This is a genomic window from Syntrophales bacterium, assembly GCA_030018935.1.
Taxonomy (GTDB): Bacteria; Desulfobacterota; Syntrophia; order Syntrophales; family CG2-30-49-12; genus CG2-30-49-12.
In genome coordinates this window covers 22,868-38,161 of record JASEGZ010000015.1, presented here as the reverse complement: position 1 = coordinate 38,161, position 15,294 = coordinate 22,868, and the positions used below count along the sequence as shown (strand labels likewise).

13 protein-coding genes and 1 pseudogene are annotated in these 15,294 nt (G+C 49.7%); 6 read left to right on the top strand and 8 right to left on the bottom strand.

Annotated features, from left to right (window positions below; all coding sequences use genetic code 11):
- Positions 1–55 precede the first annotated feature (55 nt).
- From QMD03_04570 to QMD03_04545, 6 genes are read left to right on the top strand one after another with little or no spacing between them, the layout of a single operon-like run.
- On the top strand, positions 56–316 hold the full coding sequence (locus QMD03_04570) for a hypothetical protein (GenBank protein MDI6776506.1): 261 nt from the start codon (positions 56–58) through the stop codon (positions 314–316).
- Between the two features lie 24 nt (positions 317–340).
- Positions 341–577: a hypothetical protein gene (locus QMD03_04565; protein MDI6776505.1), complete on the top strand. Its 237-nt coding sequence runs from the start codon at positions 341–343 to the stop codon at positions 575–577.
- A 38-nt stretch (positions 578–615) separates the two neighbouring features.
- Positions 616–1,578, top strand: a complete 963-nt coding sequence (locus QMD03_04560; protein MDI6776504.1) for a glycyl-radical enzyme activating protein — start codon at positions 616–618, stop codon at positions 1,576–1,578.
- A 9-nt stretch (positions 1,579–1,587) separates the two neighbouring features.
- On the top strand, positions 1,588–2,514 hold the full coding sequence (locus tag QMD03_04555) for a glycyl-radical enzyme activating protein (GenBank protein MDI6776503.1): 927 nt from the start codon (positions 1,588–1,590) through the stop codon (positions 2,512–2,514).
- Between the two features lie 49 nt (positions 2,515–2,563).
- Complete coding sequence (locus QMD03_04550) at positions 2,564–3,412, top strand: AAA family ATPase (GenBank protein MDI6776502.1); 849 nt, start codon at positions 2,564–2,566, stop codon at positions 3,410–3,412.
- The gene (locus tag QMD03_04545) at positions 3,387–5,102 is read left to right on the top strand and encodes a vWA domain-containing protein (protein ID MDI6776501.1); all 1,716 of its coding nucleotides are present in this window, start codon (positions 3,387–3,389) and stop codon (positions 5,100–5,102) included. Before QMD03_04550 ends, QMD03_04545 begins: the two co-directional genes overlap by 26 nt.
- 64 nt (positions 5,103–5,166) lie before the next feature.
- On the opposite strand, the gene QMD03_04540 is transcribed toward QMD03_04545, so the two are convergent.
- The 8 genes and pseudogenes from QMD03_04540 to QMD03_04505 all read right to left on the bottom strand — a co-directional run bounded on the left by QMD03_04540 (position 5,167) and on the right by QMD03_04505 (position 15,160).
- Positions 5,167–6,144, bottom strand: coding sequence for an electron transfer flavoprotein subunit alpha/FixB family protein (locus QMD03_04540; GenBank protein ID MDI6776500.1), 978 nt, complete (start codon positions 6,142–6,144; stop codon positions 5,167–5,169).
- Positions 6,141–6,905: an electron transfer flavoprotein subunit beta/FixA family protein gene (locus QMD03_04535; protein MDI6776499.1), complete on the bottom strand. Its 765-nt coding sequence runs from the start codon at positions 6,903–6,905 to the stop codon at positions 6,141–6,143. The genes QMD03_04540 and QMD03_04535 overlap by 4 nt, the downstream gene beginning before the upstream one ends.
- An 81-nt stretch (positions 6,906–6,986) precedes the next feature.
- Positions 6,987–8,153, bottom strand: coding sequence for an acyl-CoA dehydrogenase family protein (locus QMD03_04530; protein MDI6776498.1), 1,167 nt, complete (start codon positions 8,151–8,153; stop codon positions 6,987–6,989).
- 409 nt (positions 8,154–8,562) lie between these two features.
- Positions 8,563–9,951, bottom strand: coding sequence for a CoA-binding protein (locus QMD03_04525; GenBank protein MDI6776497.1), 1,389 nt, complete (start codon positions 9,949–9,951; stop codon positions 8,563–8,565).
- 96 nt (positions 9,952–10,047) lie between these two features.
- A complete protein-coding gene (locus tag QMD03_04520) occupies positions 10,048–11,073 on the bottom strand; it encodes a zinc-dependent dehydrogenase (protein ID MDI6776496.1) in 1,026 nt (341 codons plus the stop codon).
- Positions 11,074–11,135: 62 nt separating this feature from the next.
- A pseudogene (gene lsrF, locus QMD03_04515) lies at positions 11,136–11,939 on the bottom strand (3-hydroxy-5-phosphonooxypentane-2,4-dione thiolase).
- 119 nt (positions 11,940–12,058) lie between these two features.
- The gene (locus tag QMD03_04510) at positions 12,059–14,089 is read right to left on the bottom strand and encodes a TonB-dependent receptor (GenBank protein ID MDI6776495.1); all 2,031 of its coding nucleotides are present in this window, start codon (positions 14,087–14,089) and stop codon (positions 12,059–12,061) included.
- 33 nt (positions 14,090–14,122) lie between these two features.
- On the bottom strand, positions 14,123–15,160 hold the full coding sequence (locus QMD03_04505; protein MDI6776494.1) for a hypothetical protein: 1,038 nt from the start codon (positions 15,158–15,160) through the stop codon (positions 14,123–14,125).
- Between the last annotated feature and the right edge of the window lie 134 nt (positions 15,161–15,294).

The window sequence follows — 15,294 nt, the reverse complement described above, 5'->3', positions numbered from 1 at the left end:
CGGTTGAGGAGGTCTACAGCGCCTCTCTGACCAATCCAGGTGCGAGGCTCGCGTAATGATAAAAGATGAGGAGGTGAGAGAAATGGTCAGATGTGGTGATTGTAGCAATTTTCTCGTCCAGGGGGCGAATTCTGCGGCAAATATTGGACTTTGCAAGGTTTTTTTGGACGCGGACGGATTGGGCACGGAGAAGGACATTTACATGGATGCGAGTAAGTGTCCAAAATTCGCTGCCTTAGATCGGGTAAGGACGAATGTCTCTGAATTTATGTGGAACCCCAACCTGCGGACGGCAAGAGGGTTTGATGAGAAGTAACGGGAACATGAGAGGTTGACATCAATGGCCATTAAATGTGATAATTGTGGTTATGAGGGACTGAGAAGTGAGTTCCGTATCCTGGGCCGCGCGAGAGACCCGGCACCGGACATGTATCGCCAGTGTCCTAAGTGTAAATGTGCCATCTACAGCGATGAGCTGGAGCTGGATGAACAATCTTCTCCCTTGAAAGTCTGGGGATTAAGTTCTCTCCGGGGGCAGGTTTTCAGACGGGAGAAGAAAGACACAAAAGAAGGGTAACGGTGATAACAGCAACTTAAGGTGGAAGGAGACAGGCAATGAGTGAAGGTGTGTTAATAACCGATATCCAGCACTTTATGGTCAATGATGGTCCTGGTTTCCGGACCAATGTCTTCATCAAGGGTTGTAACATGAAGTGCGCCTGGTGTCACAACCCGGAGACACAGGCTCCATACCATGAGATCTATTGGAGGACCTTGTTGTGTGTACAGTGCGGCGCCTGTCTCGAGGCCTGTCCTGAAAATGCCATTAACCCGCCTATACCCCCTGAAGAAGCCCGGAGCGAAGGATCAACCTATCATAAGATCATCCGGGAGCGTTGCACTCGTTGCATGAAATGTATAGATGCCTGTAAGTACAATGCTCTTACGATTGTGGGGCAAGAATATTCCCTAGACGAGGTGTTGAAAGAGGTACAGAAGGATGAGCCTTTTTATGTCAATTCTGGTGGTGGAATGACATTAAGTGGCGGTGAGCCGACTATTTGTCCCGATTTTGTCCGGGAACTTTTAGCAAGGGCAAAAGCAAAGGGGCTGCATACCTGTATGGATACCAGTGGACACTGTTCCTGGGAGGTTTTGGAACCGATCCTGAAGAATGTGGATCTTATCTTATATGATCTAAAGCACCTCGATTCTGCCGAACATAAAAGGATGACCGGTGTAGGAAACGAGTTGATCCTGGAGAATCTGAAAAAAATTTCCGAAAACGGGCAGGCGATATGGATTCGCATCCCCGTGATACCCGATTATAACGATCAGTTAGACTACCACTTGCGAGTTGTAGATTTTCTAAAGTCCTTGCCAAAGCCGGTAGAGAGGATAGATCTACTGCCTTTCCACAATTGGTGCCAGGACAAGTACCGCTGGCTGGGGATAGATTGGGGATACACTGGTATGGAGGCCATAGAACCATCGTTTTTGAACCCGCTCCTCGATATTTACATGGATGCTGGTATCCCGGCCACGATTGGTGGATCTGGTTTTGAAGGAAGGGAATAGAGGTTAACTATGATAGAAGAGAGTGGAGCTTCGGGGGTTGTATACGATATTCAGAGAATGTCTACCTGTGATGGTCCGGGGATCAGAACAACCGTTTTTCTTAAGGGTTGTTACCTGAACTGTGAATGGTGTCACAATCCAGAGGGGAAGAGACGGTACCCGGAGGTGATACCATATCTTAATAACTGTACAGGCTGTAAGAAATGTCTGGACGTTTGTCCCACAGGCGCCCTTGCCATGAAGGAGGAAAAAGTGCCGTGGATTGACAAGAGTTTGTGCACTACGTGCCTTCAGTGTGTCGAGGCCTGTAAGGAAAATGCGCTGGTATGGTGGGGGAGAATTTTGACGGTAACCGAGGTCATCGCCGAGGTGGAACAGGACAAACAATTTTATGATCATTCAGGGGGAGGGATGACCCTCTCCGGGGGAGAACCGATGGCTCAGCCGGAGTTTACCTATCACCTGATGAAAGAGGCTAAAAATCGGGGGATCAAGACGGCCATTGATACCTGTGGTCATGCACCGTGGGGCGATCTTGAGCGCGTCCTCGAATTCACAGACCTGGTGCTGTTCGATATTAAAAATATGGATTCCCGGCAGCACAGGGAATACTCTGGACAGGGAAATGAGCTGATCCTTGAGAATGCAAAGCGTATTGCTGAGAAGGGCATCAAGATGCGTATCCGTGTCCCGATTATTCCCGGCAGGAATGATTCCAGGGAAAGCCTTGAAGAAACGGCAAAGTTTGTTCAAAGCCTGGGAGATGTGGTATTGGGGGCAGACCTTTTGACGTATCACCCCTATGCGGGAGCCAAGTATAAGACTTTCGGTATGGATTACGGTTTTCCGGCAGGGGAAGGACTGGATGATGAACTGGTAAAACCGGTGATAGATCTTTTCCTGAACTATGTGGAGGAGGTAACGGTCGGCGGTTAGCAGCCCTGATCTGTGAAGAAAATCAAAACTAATTAAGGAGTTAATAATTATGACAGAATTTGATATTTCAGGCGCGATTCCGGAGGCGGAGAAAAACTTCTTTCTGCCGGAGTATGAAATTACGAACTTAGAAAGGATAGAGAAGCTGTCCCAAAAACATCCGGTGAATGTACTTGTCGCGGGGAAACAGGGCTGTGGCAAATCCACACTGGTAAGACAATTCGCGGCACGGAATAAAAGACCGTTTGCCACGTTCCAGGTAGGTATCCTCTCCGAGCCGGGACAGTTGTTCGGTGAGTACAAACTAAAGGATGGGGAAACCTATTATCAGAAATTTCTCTTTCCTGAAGCTATCCAGACCCCCGGCTGCGTGATTCATCTGGAGGAGATTAACCGTCCCGAACATCCCAAGGCACTGAACATGTTGTTTTCCGTCCTGGCAGAGGATCGCAGGGTATGGACCGATGAACTCGGTTTAATAAAGGTGGCTCCTGAGGCGGTTTTTTTTGCCACCCTGAACGAAGGGGAGGAGTTTATCGGGACAGAGATGCTCGATGCGGCTTTACGGGACCGTTTTTATACGATTGTTCTGAATTACCTCCCTGCTGAGGTGGAAACAAAGGTCCTTGAGCTCAAATGCGATATCAGCAGCGCCGACGCCTTGACGATAGTCAACATTGCCAACCAGTTGCGGGGAAATGCACAGGAACCGATAGTGGTTTCGACACGTCATACGCTTATGATTGCCGAAATGGTGGCTATCGGGGCTACAGTCAATGAAGCATTTATAAACAGTCTGCAGGTGAGTAAGGATGTGCTTGAATCAATTCTTTTATCGTTACATATTAGACTCGGTTTGAAAGAGAGAGAAAATGGCTATCGCTACAGAATGTATTAGCCCCCTCCCTCCTCCGGAGGTTAAAAAGAGGGGCAAGTATGAAGAGCATGAGGACACCCTAAGCATCCTTCCTGGATTTGAATTTGAGGGTATATCAGCGTTCTGGCGGAAGAATGTTTCCTTTATCGAGGCTACAGAATTGGCCAACATTCTGCGCGCCCTGCGCAAGGTTGCCGGTCATATCGGTCAGAATGTAGGGAGAATCGAGTGGGCCGGTATGTCACATGCCGGGGAGGAGGCTATTGTCCTCGATCCCGATGTAGTTCTGGGATGTTACCCGGTCCCGTTTAGAAGGATTGATTACCTGGTGGGAATCGTAACCCATGAGGCCCTGCACAGGACCGAGTGGACCGAGCTGGTGTGGAAAAAAATTGAGGAGGCCTCCAAAAATATGGGGCTCACCCATAAGATCATCCTTCAGAAGATCGTATACACGGGGGAGGATATTTATGTTGACTGCATCTCCGATAAATCCATCCTCAGCCTCTATACCCGGGCAGCCCGAAGTATAGCCATGGAGGAAGCCCGCCTTCTTTTAAAGTCTAAAGCTGTAACAGTGGAAGAACTGATCTATCTCTGGTGGGTCAGTGTATGGAAGGAGTTCGAGGAGACGGAAATATTGCCGGTCTATCAAGGACCGCTTGCCATTCTGCAGGGTCTTACGGACAGGCTGAAGGAGGTTCATCAACAGAAAAAGAGCGTAACCGACCGTTGCGTAGAGCGGTATCATCTGTACCGGGAAACATGGGAAAACATTAAGGATATTATCGCTTCCTGGCAGATAATGGATAGGTCATTATTGTGGTCTGCGCCGACAGAAGAGGCGGAAGTGCGTCCCAAGAAGCCCCCCCCAAAGGCTGCCCTGTCTGACGCTGAAGTCCAGCAGATAGAAACAAAACTTGCCTATGATTCAACGGACATTACACCCATTATCCGCTCTATTGTAGGTGATGACGTAGACATCGTTCCTATCTCGAGGTGGGATTTCAATATGCCGGCCCATCCCGTGGTGGACCACCACCTGGCAGCCCGCCTGAAGCTGATATTTGAGACTTACGCCGATCGGGAGATCCTTCCGAGTCGGGGACTTGTAAGCGGGAAGGTGGACAGGCGGAGGTTGTACAGGGCGCCCATCAATGGCCGCTGTTTTTTTGAGAAACAGTCTCTGCCCAAGATGGACTGGAATATATGTCTCCTCATGGATGCCAGCGGTTCCATGGCAGGGCCGAAGTGGAGAATGGTGGAGAATGTGGTAGGAACCATTCATAGAGCTTTCAGGGGTTTTGGAAATCGGTTGCAGGCCTATGGTTACTTTGAGGTGGAAGGGGTTTGTTTGATTTCTAAACTTAGGAAGGGTAGTAATTTACTCTCCATTCCTCCTGCTGGTAAAACAGCCACCGGCCAGGCTATTATCGCCGCAGCATATTTTATGCCCCGCATGGGAGGAAGGAGTTTTATTATCCATGTCACTGATGGTGAGTCAAATCTTGGTTGCGATGTTCACTATGGCATTGACTACTGTAAGCGGAGAAATATACACCTTGTAACGTTGGGTTGTGGTTACAAGAACCGCGAGGTAATGTTGAAGCAGTACGGTAAGGCGATTCAGTTTCTCGACCATTTCGACCAATTACCGAGTGCCATGGAAAAACTGCTTAGATGGATCATCATCTACGGGTTGCGAAAGTAAATAAGTCATAAGTCATAAGTCGTAAGTCATAAGTCGTAAGAGGAGGGCCACGCTTTGTCGTGGCCTAAGTCGTTAAAGAGGCGATCAGTGCCGGTATTACTTTAGAAACATCCCCCACAATACCGTAGTCGGCTACTTTGAAGATAGGGGCCTTTTCGTCGGTATTGATGGCGACGATGGTACCTGAGTTTTGCATTCCTACAATGTGCTGACCTGCTCCCGAAATTCCACAGGCAATATACAGTTTTGGCTGAACAGCCTTTCCTGTTTGGCCAATCATACGCCACGGCGGCAATAGCCCGGCATCGGTAACGGGCTGGGTTGCACCGAGCACCCCCTTGAGAACAGAAGCCAACTCCTGAACCAATTTAAGATTTTTCACCCCCCGGCCCACGGCGACAATGACCTGAGCATCTTCAATCCTCTCGGTATCCTTCTCTTTTCTTGCCTCCACGGCAACGATTTCAACATCCCCGGGGGCGATCCCTAATTTGATCCTTACTGTCTTGCCCTGCCTCGTAACGTCCCGCTCAGGTAGGGGAACTATACCCGATTGAACGGTGGCCATCTGCGGTCTCGTATCCGTCACGATAGTCGCCATATAGTCAAAATAAGGGCAGATTTGCAGTAACTGTCTCTTATCCTTGTCTACCTTTAAATCAACACAGTGGGCAGAAAGGCCTGTCCTTAATTCACAGGCAACCCTCGGGGCCAGATCCATACCGGTATCTGTACAGCTAAAAAGCACTACCTCCGGTTTATTTTCCTGGATCAAATCACAGACGACCCTCTGGTAGGGGTATGTGATGTACCTTTCAAGCGCCTTTTCTTCTACCAGATAGACGACATCCGCCCCGTAGCATATCAGTTCCTCCGGTAGTCTGCCCAGACGATCCCCTATTAGCAGGGCCGACAGTTCCACCTGAAGCTCATTGGCAAGTCTGCGCCCCAAGGACACCAGTTCCAGACTGCCCTTTATTATCCGGTTTTCTCTGTACTCTGCAAATATCCAGACACCTCTGTATTGATTCGCTTCTTTCATACCAGTTCCTTACTTTTCAATTCCTGGACCAGGCTGTGAGACACCTCCTCCACGGAACCCTTAAGCATTTTACACTTTCGTTTCGCCTCAGGTGTAAAGACATTGATAATCTTGGTCGGAGAGACCAGTTCCTCTCTGAGACCGAGATCTTCCATACACCATTTATGGGTATCCTTCTTCGCAGCCTCGTAGATGTCAAGATAGGTCGGCATTCTCGGCTCGTTTATCCCTTTCAGAACAGTGACCAGAGCCGGCAATCCAGCTTCCACGGTCTCATACTCATCCTTCAGTTGCCTTTTTGCCCGTAAGTTACCATTGTTGACTGTCAGGTCAATAACGTATGTGATCTGTGGTATCTTAAGATAATGGGCAACCTGGGGGCCCACGTGTTGTGTGCCGCTGTCGGCGGTTTCCCTGCCGCAGAGCACCAGTTGAAATGCGCCTAATTTTTTTATGGCCTCTGAGAGGACAAACGAGGTTACAAGGGTATCAGCGCCGGCAAATCTACGGTCACATAAAAGGACTGCCTGATCCGCACCCATGGCCAGCCCGTGCGTCAGGGTGCTTTCCACATCCTGAGGCCCCATGGAAACCAGTGTTACCTTACCGCCATGCTTTTCTTTTAAAGTAACCGCCAGCTCCAGGGCATTCTTGTCACAGGGATTCATGATCCCCTTTATACCTTCTCTGATCAGGTCCCCCGTTTTCTTGTTTATCCGGATTTCTTCCGGCACCTGTTTTACACAAACTACGATGTTCATAGTAGTCCCCTTTAATCAAGGTTGTTGACTTACGACTTACGACTGATGACTTACGACTGATGACTTACGACTGGTTTTTATTTAATCAAGGGCCGAATCGAGGACGATTTTCTCACTCTTGAGCATCTCGGCGGCGATTATCAGCCGCTGGATCTCGCTGGTACCCTCACCTATGGTACAGAGCCTCGCATCTCTCCAGTAACGTTCCACGGGAAAGTCCGTAGTAAGTCCGTATCCTCCGTGTATCTGGATCGCTTTATAGGTGACCCGGTCGGCCATCTCGGAAGCGTACAGCTTTGCCATGGAGGTCTCTTTTGTATGCTTGAGACCTTTCTCTTCCATATGCAAAGCCCTGTAAGTTAAGAGTCTTGCCGCATCAATCTCCGTAGCCATATCCACAAGCATCGCCCTGATGATCTGGAAGTCTCCAATGGGCTTGCCGAACTGGTGACGTTCCTTGGCAAATTTTATCGAGGCCTCCAGCGCCGCCCTTGCCACCCCAACCGCTCCTATCGCCAGGTAAAGCCTTATCACATCATAGAGGATCATCATGTCCATAAATCCCCTGTTCAGTTTGCCGATCAAATTCTCCCTGGGTACCCGGCAGTTCTCGAATATCAATTCGCCATTACTGATCGCCCGGTTGCTTATCAGCTCCACTCTCCTGCCGATAGTCATACCGGGGGTGTCTTTTTCCACCAGGATGGTGCTTATGCCACCGTAGCGATCCTCAGCCGTACGCAGGGTAATAAAGTAAAAATCTGCCTTGCCGAGATTGGAGACAAACCATTTTGTTCCATTGATGATCCATTCATCCCCCTCTAATCTGGCCCAGGTTCTAACCGATGCCGCATCAGTCCCCGCATCGGCCTCAGAACCCGCATGGGCCCCCAACTTTTTTCCATCAAAGAGGTAGGAAATCCATCTTTTTTTATTTTCATCCGTTCCTACCCTCCATACCTCATAGGCCAGATACCAGGCCATATTCGTCGCTACGGCAGCCACCAGGGAATCCCGGGCGATCTCTTCACAGATTATCGCCTGGTCAATATGGCTGCCCCCCATACCTCCGTATTCTTTGGGCATGATCACACCCAGGAGTTTCTGTCTGGAGAGCTTTTCGATAATGCCATAGTCAAACTCTGCCGTTCTGTCAAATTCCGCCGCCCTTGGGGCTATCTCCCTGTCGCAGAATTCCCGAACTACATTTCTCAAGACCTCTTGTTCCTTCGTATAGGAAAAATCCATTTTCTAAATCTCCTCTCTTTAAAGTGTAAAGACCATTGACCATCTATAGATGACTGAGTGATGAAGGTTTCCTGATCTATAATATTATACTAGAGAGGCTCTTGCAAAAGTCCAATTCTGGTAGCCGCAGGCTTTAGCCTGCGTTTTGTAACATATTGAAAACAAAGAAAACACGCAAACTAAAGTTTGCGACTACATTTTAATTTCAAGACTTTTGCAATTACCTCTAGAGTAAGTGTTCAGCCGTCAGCGATCAGTAATCAGTAAAACAAGTCAAGGCAAAAACATACGTATAAAAATTCGTCCTGGAAGTAGGGGCGTATTGCAATACGCCCCTACCCCTGGTATCTTTCTGCTTTCGCTGAAAACTGAAGGCTGATAGCTGAACGCTTACGAAGTGGCTGAGCCCTCAGGCCTTGAGGCACTGGTAGGTATAGAGGACACCCAGAGCTCTCATTGCCCTTTCCGGAGAGGGAAAAACAGGCATCCCGTCTTCTTCTAACACCTGCGTCACCTCAATGACGTCATCTTCATCCCCTATCACCCAGGCTACTGTGGGCTTTTTCTTGCTTATCTTCGCCGTCCTTGCCAGCAAGTCCAAATTGGACCACCACATGCGCCTCGAGACCATGAAGCAGACGAGCAGGCAGTCAACTCCATTGTCAGCCAACATCACCTCCGTTGCTGCCCGGTACAGTTCAAAGAGGTCCCGGGAAGGCGGTGCTACCGTGAAAAGGTCTAAGGGATTAGATGGCTTTATCACCGGATCCAGTTGCCCCAGTTGCTCTACTGTTTGTGGAGAAAGTGTGGCCAGCTCAAGTCCCCAGTCGGTAGCGGCGTCGGCTGCCATCGCCGCTATACCGCCACTATAGGTGATTATGCCCACCCTCTTACCGCGGGGGAGAGAAAGATACTGAAAAGCCTTCGCTAAATCAAGAAATTCCTCGAGATCCTTAGCTCGTATTAGCTTGACCTGGCGAATGAGAGCATCAGCAATCCGATCATCACCGGCCATAGCTCCCGTATGTGAAGCTGTTGCCCTGGCTCCAGCAGAGGTTCTTCCTGTCTTAAAAACAATTATAGGCTTCTTCCGGGAGACCCTTTCCGCAACGCGGAGGAACCTCCTGCCTTCCTTGAACCCCTCTATATAAAGGGCTATGGCTCTGGAATCAACGTCGTTCTCCAGGTACTCCAGAATGTCTGCTTCATTAAGATCACATTTATTGCCCAGGTCAATGGACTTGCTCACCCCCAATCGTAAGTGCGAGGCCATCCAATCCATCACCGGGGAACAAAACTGCCCACTCTGAGCAACGAAGGCGATATTACCTTTTTTCAGACGACTCGGTGAGTAGAAGGACAGTACGAAGTTATTTGAGGTATTAATGGGGCCTATGACATTGGGCCCCATTACCCTTATCCCGCTCTGCCGTGCCCGGACGACTATTTCTTTCTCAAGCTCGGTACCCCTGGGGTTTATCTCTGAAAAGCCACCGGATACAATGACGATCCCCCTGATTCCCTTCTCCCGGCACTGTTCTATTACTTCAAGCGTTTCCTCCGCCGGGGTAAGGGAAATTACCAGTTCCACGGAAGCTGGGATTTCCCTGAGGTCAGCGTAAGCTTTCAAGCCCAAAATCTCATCGGCTGTGGGGTTGACGGGATAAACACTACCCTTAAACCCCCATTCTAAGAGATTCTCGATTATCATATATCCAGGACGGCCCGGTGTACTTGAGGCCCCCACGATGGCGACACTTTTGGGCTCGAAGAAAAACTTAACGTCTTGCGCTTCCATTATAGATTCCTGCACCTCTGTCTTCCCCCCAGAGGCATGAGAGGAATATCATCTCTTAATCGTGGTTGATCTGAATTCCCGAGGTGTTTTTTTAGATCATCTCTGAGGTTCGATAATTACTTTGAGAGATTCCCCCGCCTCGGCGACAAGCCGAAAACCAAGCCCCGTTTCTTCCAAGCTTAACCTGTGGGTAATCAACTCTCTTACGGGCATGCGACCGGCGCGGATGATTTCCATCGCCACGATGGTATCGGAAGGACTGCTGCCGTAAGAAGGCATCAATTTTATCTCATTGCGCCAGAAGTCATTAACCGGTACAGGGATATCAACGCCCGGCTCTGTGGGGGCAAAAAAGAGAACGGTACCGCCGCGATCCACCGATTGCAGCGCCTGAGAGAAGGAAGAGGGGGCGCCATTGCAGATGATGACAAGATCGGCGAGGCGGTTGTCGTTGAGCCGACGGAAGATACCAGGGACATCTTCATGGGCATGGATCGCCGCATCCGCCCCGAATTGTCTCGCCATCCTCAGGCGGTATTCGCCGATGTCTGTCGTGATTATCCGGCCCGCGCCGAGGGTGCGTGCCAGTAACAGGTGGAGCATCCCGGAGATGCCGCTGCCGAGGATAAGTATCGCCTGCCCCGGTTGAAGATTTGCAACTCTCTGCCCGCGAATAACACAGGCCAGCGGTTCGATGAACGTACCCTCATCAAAAGAGACCTCATCAGGCAGGAGAAAGACCCCCCGGTCAACATTCAGTTCGGGAACCCGCACATACTCCGCAAAACCACCGGGATCATAGTTTGTGGTGTGCAGCGTCTCACAGGCGGTATGGTGACCTCTTAGGCAGTAGTAACAGGTATTGCAGGGTATGTGGTGAGAGACGAAGGCTCTGTCACCAACCTTGTAACGCTTTACATCCCTTCCTGTCTCAACGATTTCTCCTGCAATTTCATGACCGAGAACGAGGGGGGCCTTTTTGATGCGGTACCACTCCATGACATCACTGCCGCAGATACCACTGGTTATTACCTTCACCAGTATCTCGCCAGGGCCAATCCGCGGTGTTGGCATCTCCTCCAGGCGAACGTCCCTGTTGTTGTAGTACATTGCTACACGCATATTGGTCTGTCCGGTCCGTTCAGATTATAGCACACTGCTACGCGCATTTTACCATTTCACGGTTACCGTTGTTCATCGTGCTTAAGACTATTGAATAAATCGTTGGCCTCTTCCGGGGTGTAATTCTCGTGAATAACAGACCGCAGGGCCCTGATCATGGCTACAGGATGAGGATTCTGCCAGACGTTCCTCCCAAGATTTATACCCACGGCGCCTTTTTGCATCCCATCATGGACGAACTCAAAGACCTCGAGTTCTGTTTCGCATTTGGGACCGCCTGCCATCACCACCGGAACGGGACAGCCGTTTGTAACCCGGTCAAAGTCTTCACACCAGTAAGTTTTTACTACCCGGGCCCCTAATTCAGCGGCGATACGACAGCATAGGGCGAGGTATCTGGCGTTTCGCTTTTCCAGTTCTTTGCCCACAGCCGTGACAGCCATAACGGGGATACTGTAATCTTCACATCTATTGACGAGCCCTGCAAGATTTGTCAGGGATTCATGCTCGTAATCGCTGCCTACAAAGATGGAAATGCCGACCGCCATTGCATTGAGACGGATGATCTCTTCTATGGAAGTGGTGATCGCCTCATTTGCCAGATCCTTGCCGATTACGCTGGTGCCCCCGGATACCCGGAGGATAACAGGTTTAGTATTTTCGGGGTCCACCGCGGCACGCAAAACGCCTCTCGTGACAAAGAGGGCATCGCAGTAGGGAAGAAGCGGTCTGATGGTTTCCCCGGGCCTCTCCAGACAGGTTGTGGGACCTTGAAAATAGCCGTGGTCTATGGGCAGGAAAAAGCAATGACCATCCGGTTGAATAAGCTGTGATAAACGGTTTTTCATTCCCCAGTTCATGTTAAATACCTCCTTCCGAAAAGTATTGGACTTTCCTTACATGAGGAGATCCATAATCGCTTAAAACTACCCCAGCCCTGAAAAAAAGTCAAAGATTTTTCCTGTGAATTTTAGCCCATCTCCAATCAAAAGGTCCAGGCAAGATTCAAGTAAAGGTTTCGTCCTATCTCCGGGATCTTGACACCCGAACTGAAGGGATCCCGCTGGTAGGAGAGGTGCTCAAGGTAGAGCCTGTCAAAAATGTTGTCAACACCAGCAGAGATACTAAGCCCTTTGTATTTCATCCCCGCCTTGAAATTCATCACCCCCCATCCGGAAGTCTCTTCCTCCCGAAGGGCGGGATCAACCCTGTTCTGGTCATCGGCGAAGATACCCTCGATCTCCGTGAAATATCCGTTTGTCTCGTGCCTCATGGCAACTCTTCCCTTCAGCGGAGGCATCTCTGAGAGGGGTTTGTCATAGGTGTCATCATCACCCCGGCTGTAGGAGATGCCACCTTGAAGGTTGAGATGGAGGGGGAGAAATATATTCAGGCTGATCTCGCCGCCATACAGAATGGCGTCTACATTTCTGTAGCTCCTCGCATTTTTAAGGCCCGGCTTCTGGAGATTGAAGATGGTGATGAAGTCTTTTACACGGGAGTAAAAAAAAGTTGCCTTAGCGTGAAGGCGCTCCCCTGAGTATTTAATGCCCAGATCAAGCTCCCTGTTTTTTACCGGATCGAGTTCGGGATTGCCCACCCAGTTTGGCATCTCCATGGGTTTTTCCAGGGCGAAGTACCTCTCCACGGCATCCGGTGGCCTGGTTGCCTGTCCGCATCCGGCGGAGAGTTCGATCCTCTTCACCGGGGAGTAGAAGACCTGGATATTACCACTCCCATAGGAATCGGTTTTTTCTCTCTCTGTCGTTCCATGGTATTGGCGGTACAGGTCGGTGCGATCAGCGTGGGCTTCTGTCCTTACATGGTCGAACCTGGCACCCACTGTCAGACCTCCCTTTTCCGTAAGGGGCCGGCTATACTCTAAGTAGGTCCCCATATCTTCCGTATCAACATCGGGGATAGAATCCTGGGTACCGGTTTTTAAGGTAGTATCGCTATCCCAGTTACGGAGGTAGTAGTCAATCCCCACGGTCAAAACACCGTTATGGAGCGGAAAATCCCCCTCCACTTTGCCTCCGGAAGTTCCCGCCTCGGCGTAGGTCTTCATCGAATAACCTGATGAGGATCCTGAGGATGATACCCTCTTCCAGTCGGTCATATCATGTTTTACCTGGTTCCAGTAAAATTGAGCCTTCAGTTTCTTTACACTTTCAGAGGGGTCTGTGACCTCGTATTTTACCTGCAGGCGGTCCGTATTATCGAAAACAGCGTCCATCAGAAGGTAGGGATAAATGACATCGTCGGCCTCCTGACGGGTGTAGGCGATCTCCATCCTCTGATTGGACGGGAGATTAAAGCCCCATCTGGTCCAGTAGGTGTTAATGGAATATGCCTTGTTATCCTCATCCCCGCTTTTATACCTATTGCCTGATGAAGGGGGGTACTGTTCCGTGATCCTTTTGCCATCCCCATCCTTGAAGGGAAGGGAGTATTTGTAAGCATATCCGAAAAGGAAATCCAGGCCCTTACCCCCATAGGTGGCATTGGCAGAGGTGGCGATATTTTCGTAGGAACCCGCAGAGGCATTTATACTGCCCCCTAATCCTTTTGGGGGTTTTATCGTCTTGATTTCGATCAGTCCCCCCAGACTCCCCGGATTTTTCACATCGAACGGTCCCTTTAGAACGGAGACCTCCTCAATCTCGGCAAAATCAACATGAAACGAATGCGGGTCCATCCGGTTCGGACATGCCCCGTAGATCCTCGTCCCGTCAACAAGGACATTGAGGTTGTCCTTCTGGAATCCCCGCAGGACAATGTCATTGGCGATGGCGCCTTTTCTGATCGAACTTATCCCCTCGATACCTTTCAAGGCTTCCCCCACATCCCGGGCGGGTGTCTCTCTAACTTCCCTGATATCGAGAGACTCTTCCGGACCTACCTCTCTCTCACCCCTAACGATAATCTCCTCGAGGTTAATGGTTTCTGCGAATGAATAGACGTGAAATATCATCAAGGCCATGCAGAGGCCGATAAACACAAGATACTTTTTCATTTTTTTCTCCTTTCATAATAAGTTAGTTGCCAATCACAGGGCCCTCCCTATGAGATGGATACTTACCATCGCGAGGGAGAGGCTCAAACAGCAAAACGAGAACCGGTAAAGTTTATCCAGGTAACCAGGCAGATTTCTTGGCGTCTCTTTGTCCCGGGTGATCATCTCCAGTCCAAACGCCCAGCCGATCCCGCATGTGCCCAGGATGAAGAGAGCGATCATCAGAAAGCTATCGGGCACATACTGGAGAAGGCAGTAGGGACAGTGATGGTAGGGCAGATTCATTAACCTGGGGCCGATGACCTCTGGTAAGGCAAGCACAGTCAAAAAAAGGTTCATCAGTGATATAGAGAAGACCAGGCCGACAGAACGCCTCCTGACTGCCCCCCTGACAGCCAATCTTCTCCTTCGCAGAAAATACCCGATCATCCCGAGGAGAAACAAATTGCTGAGGTAATAAAAGAGTAAAAGAGGTTGTTCGTACTGATGTCCTAAGAGATACCCGGACAGGATGGCGGATATTCTCTCCGGGGAATCAATCTTTGACGTGCAGCAGGTAACAGGGATGTGGGATCCCGCTGGTAGGCTCAGAAAAAAGATTAGTTCTCCCATACTCTCAGCCACGATGCCGATACTTACACCCAGGAGAAGCTTCAACTTTCGGGATGTTAATGATCCGGCAGTTTTGTTCTGTCTGGTCAGAAAATGGAGGATGAGCCACTGGCCGATGGAAAAAAAGATTAGCAGTTTGATAATTTCGAGAAACCCGCAGAGGCGTGGTAAGACCTGGGTCACACTATAGATACACATCGCCCCCTCAATATCTTTAACAAAACTCTGGAGGGTTGCGTAAAACAAGGGGTAAGAGAACAACCTGAGCGCTAAAACTATCGCGGCAAGGGAAATAACGCGGTTGGTCCCTGTTTCATATCCGGTATGCTTCTCCGATGTGTGGGGATATCTTTTCCCGGCAATAATTACTTTGAGAAGCAGAATACTTCCGTACAGCCCCAGAATAATGGATATCGAGGCGACAAGAAGCATGACGATGGAAAATGGGTTCAGGATCATTGTTTATTTTTCTTTGCAGAAAAAAGGACTGACCACGACACATCGGCTGTTTAAGGGGATAATTTCCCCTTACACGCCGCATGCAACCTTCTCGGATATATGAGAGGCAAAATTCTCTCTGGTTTTTGAGGGGG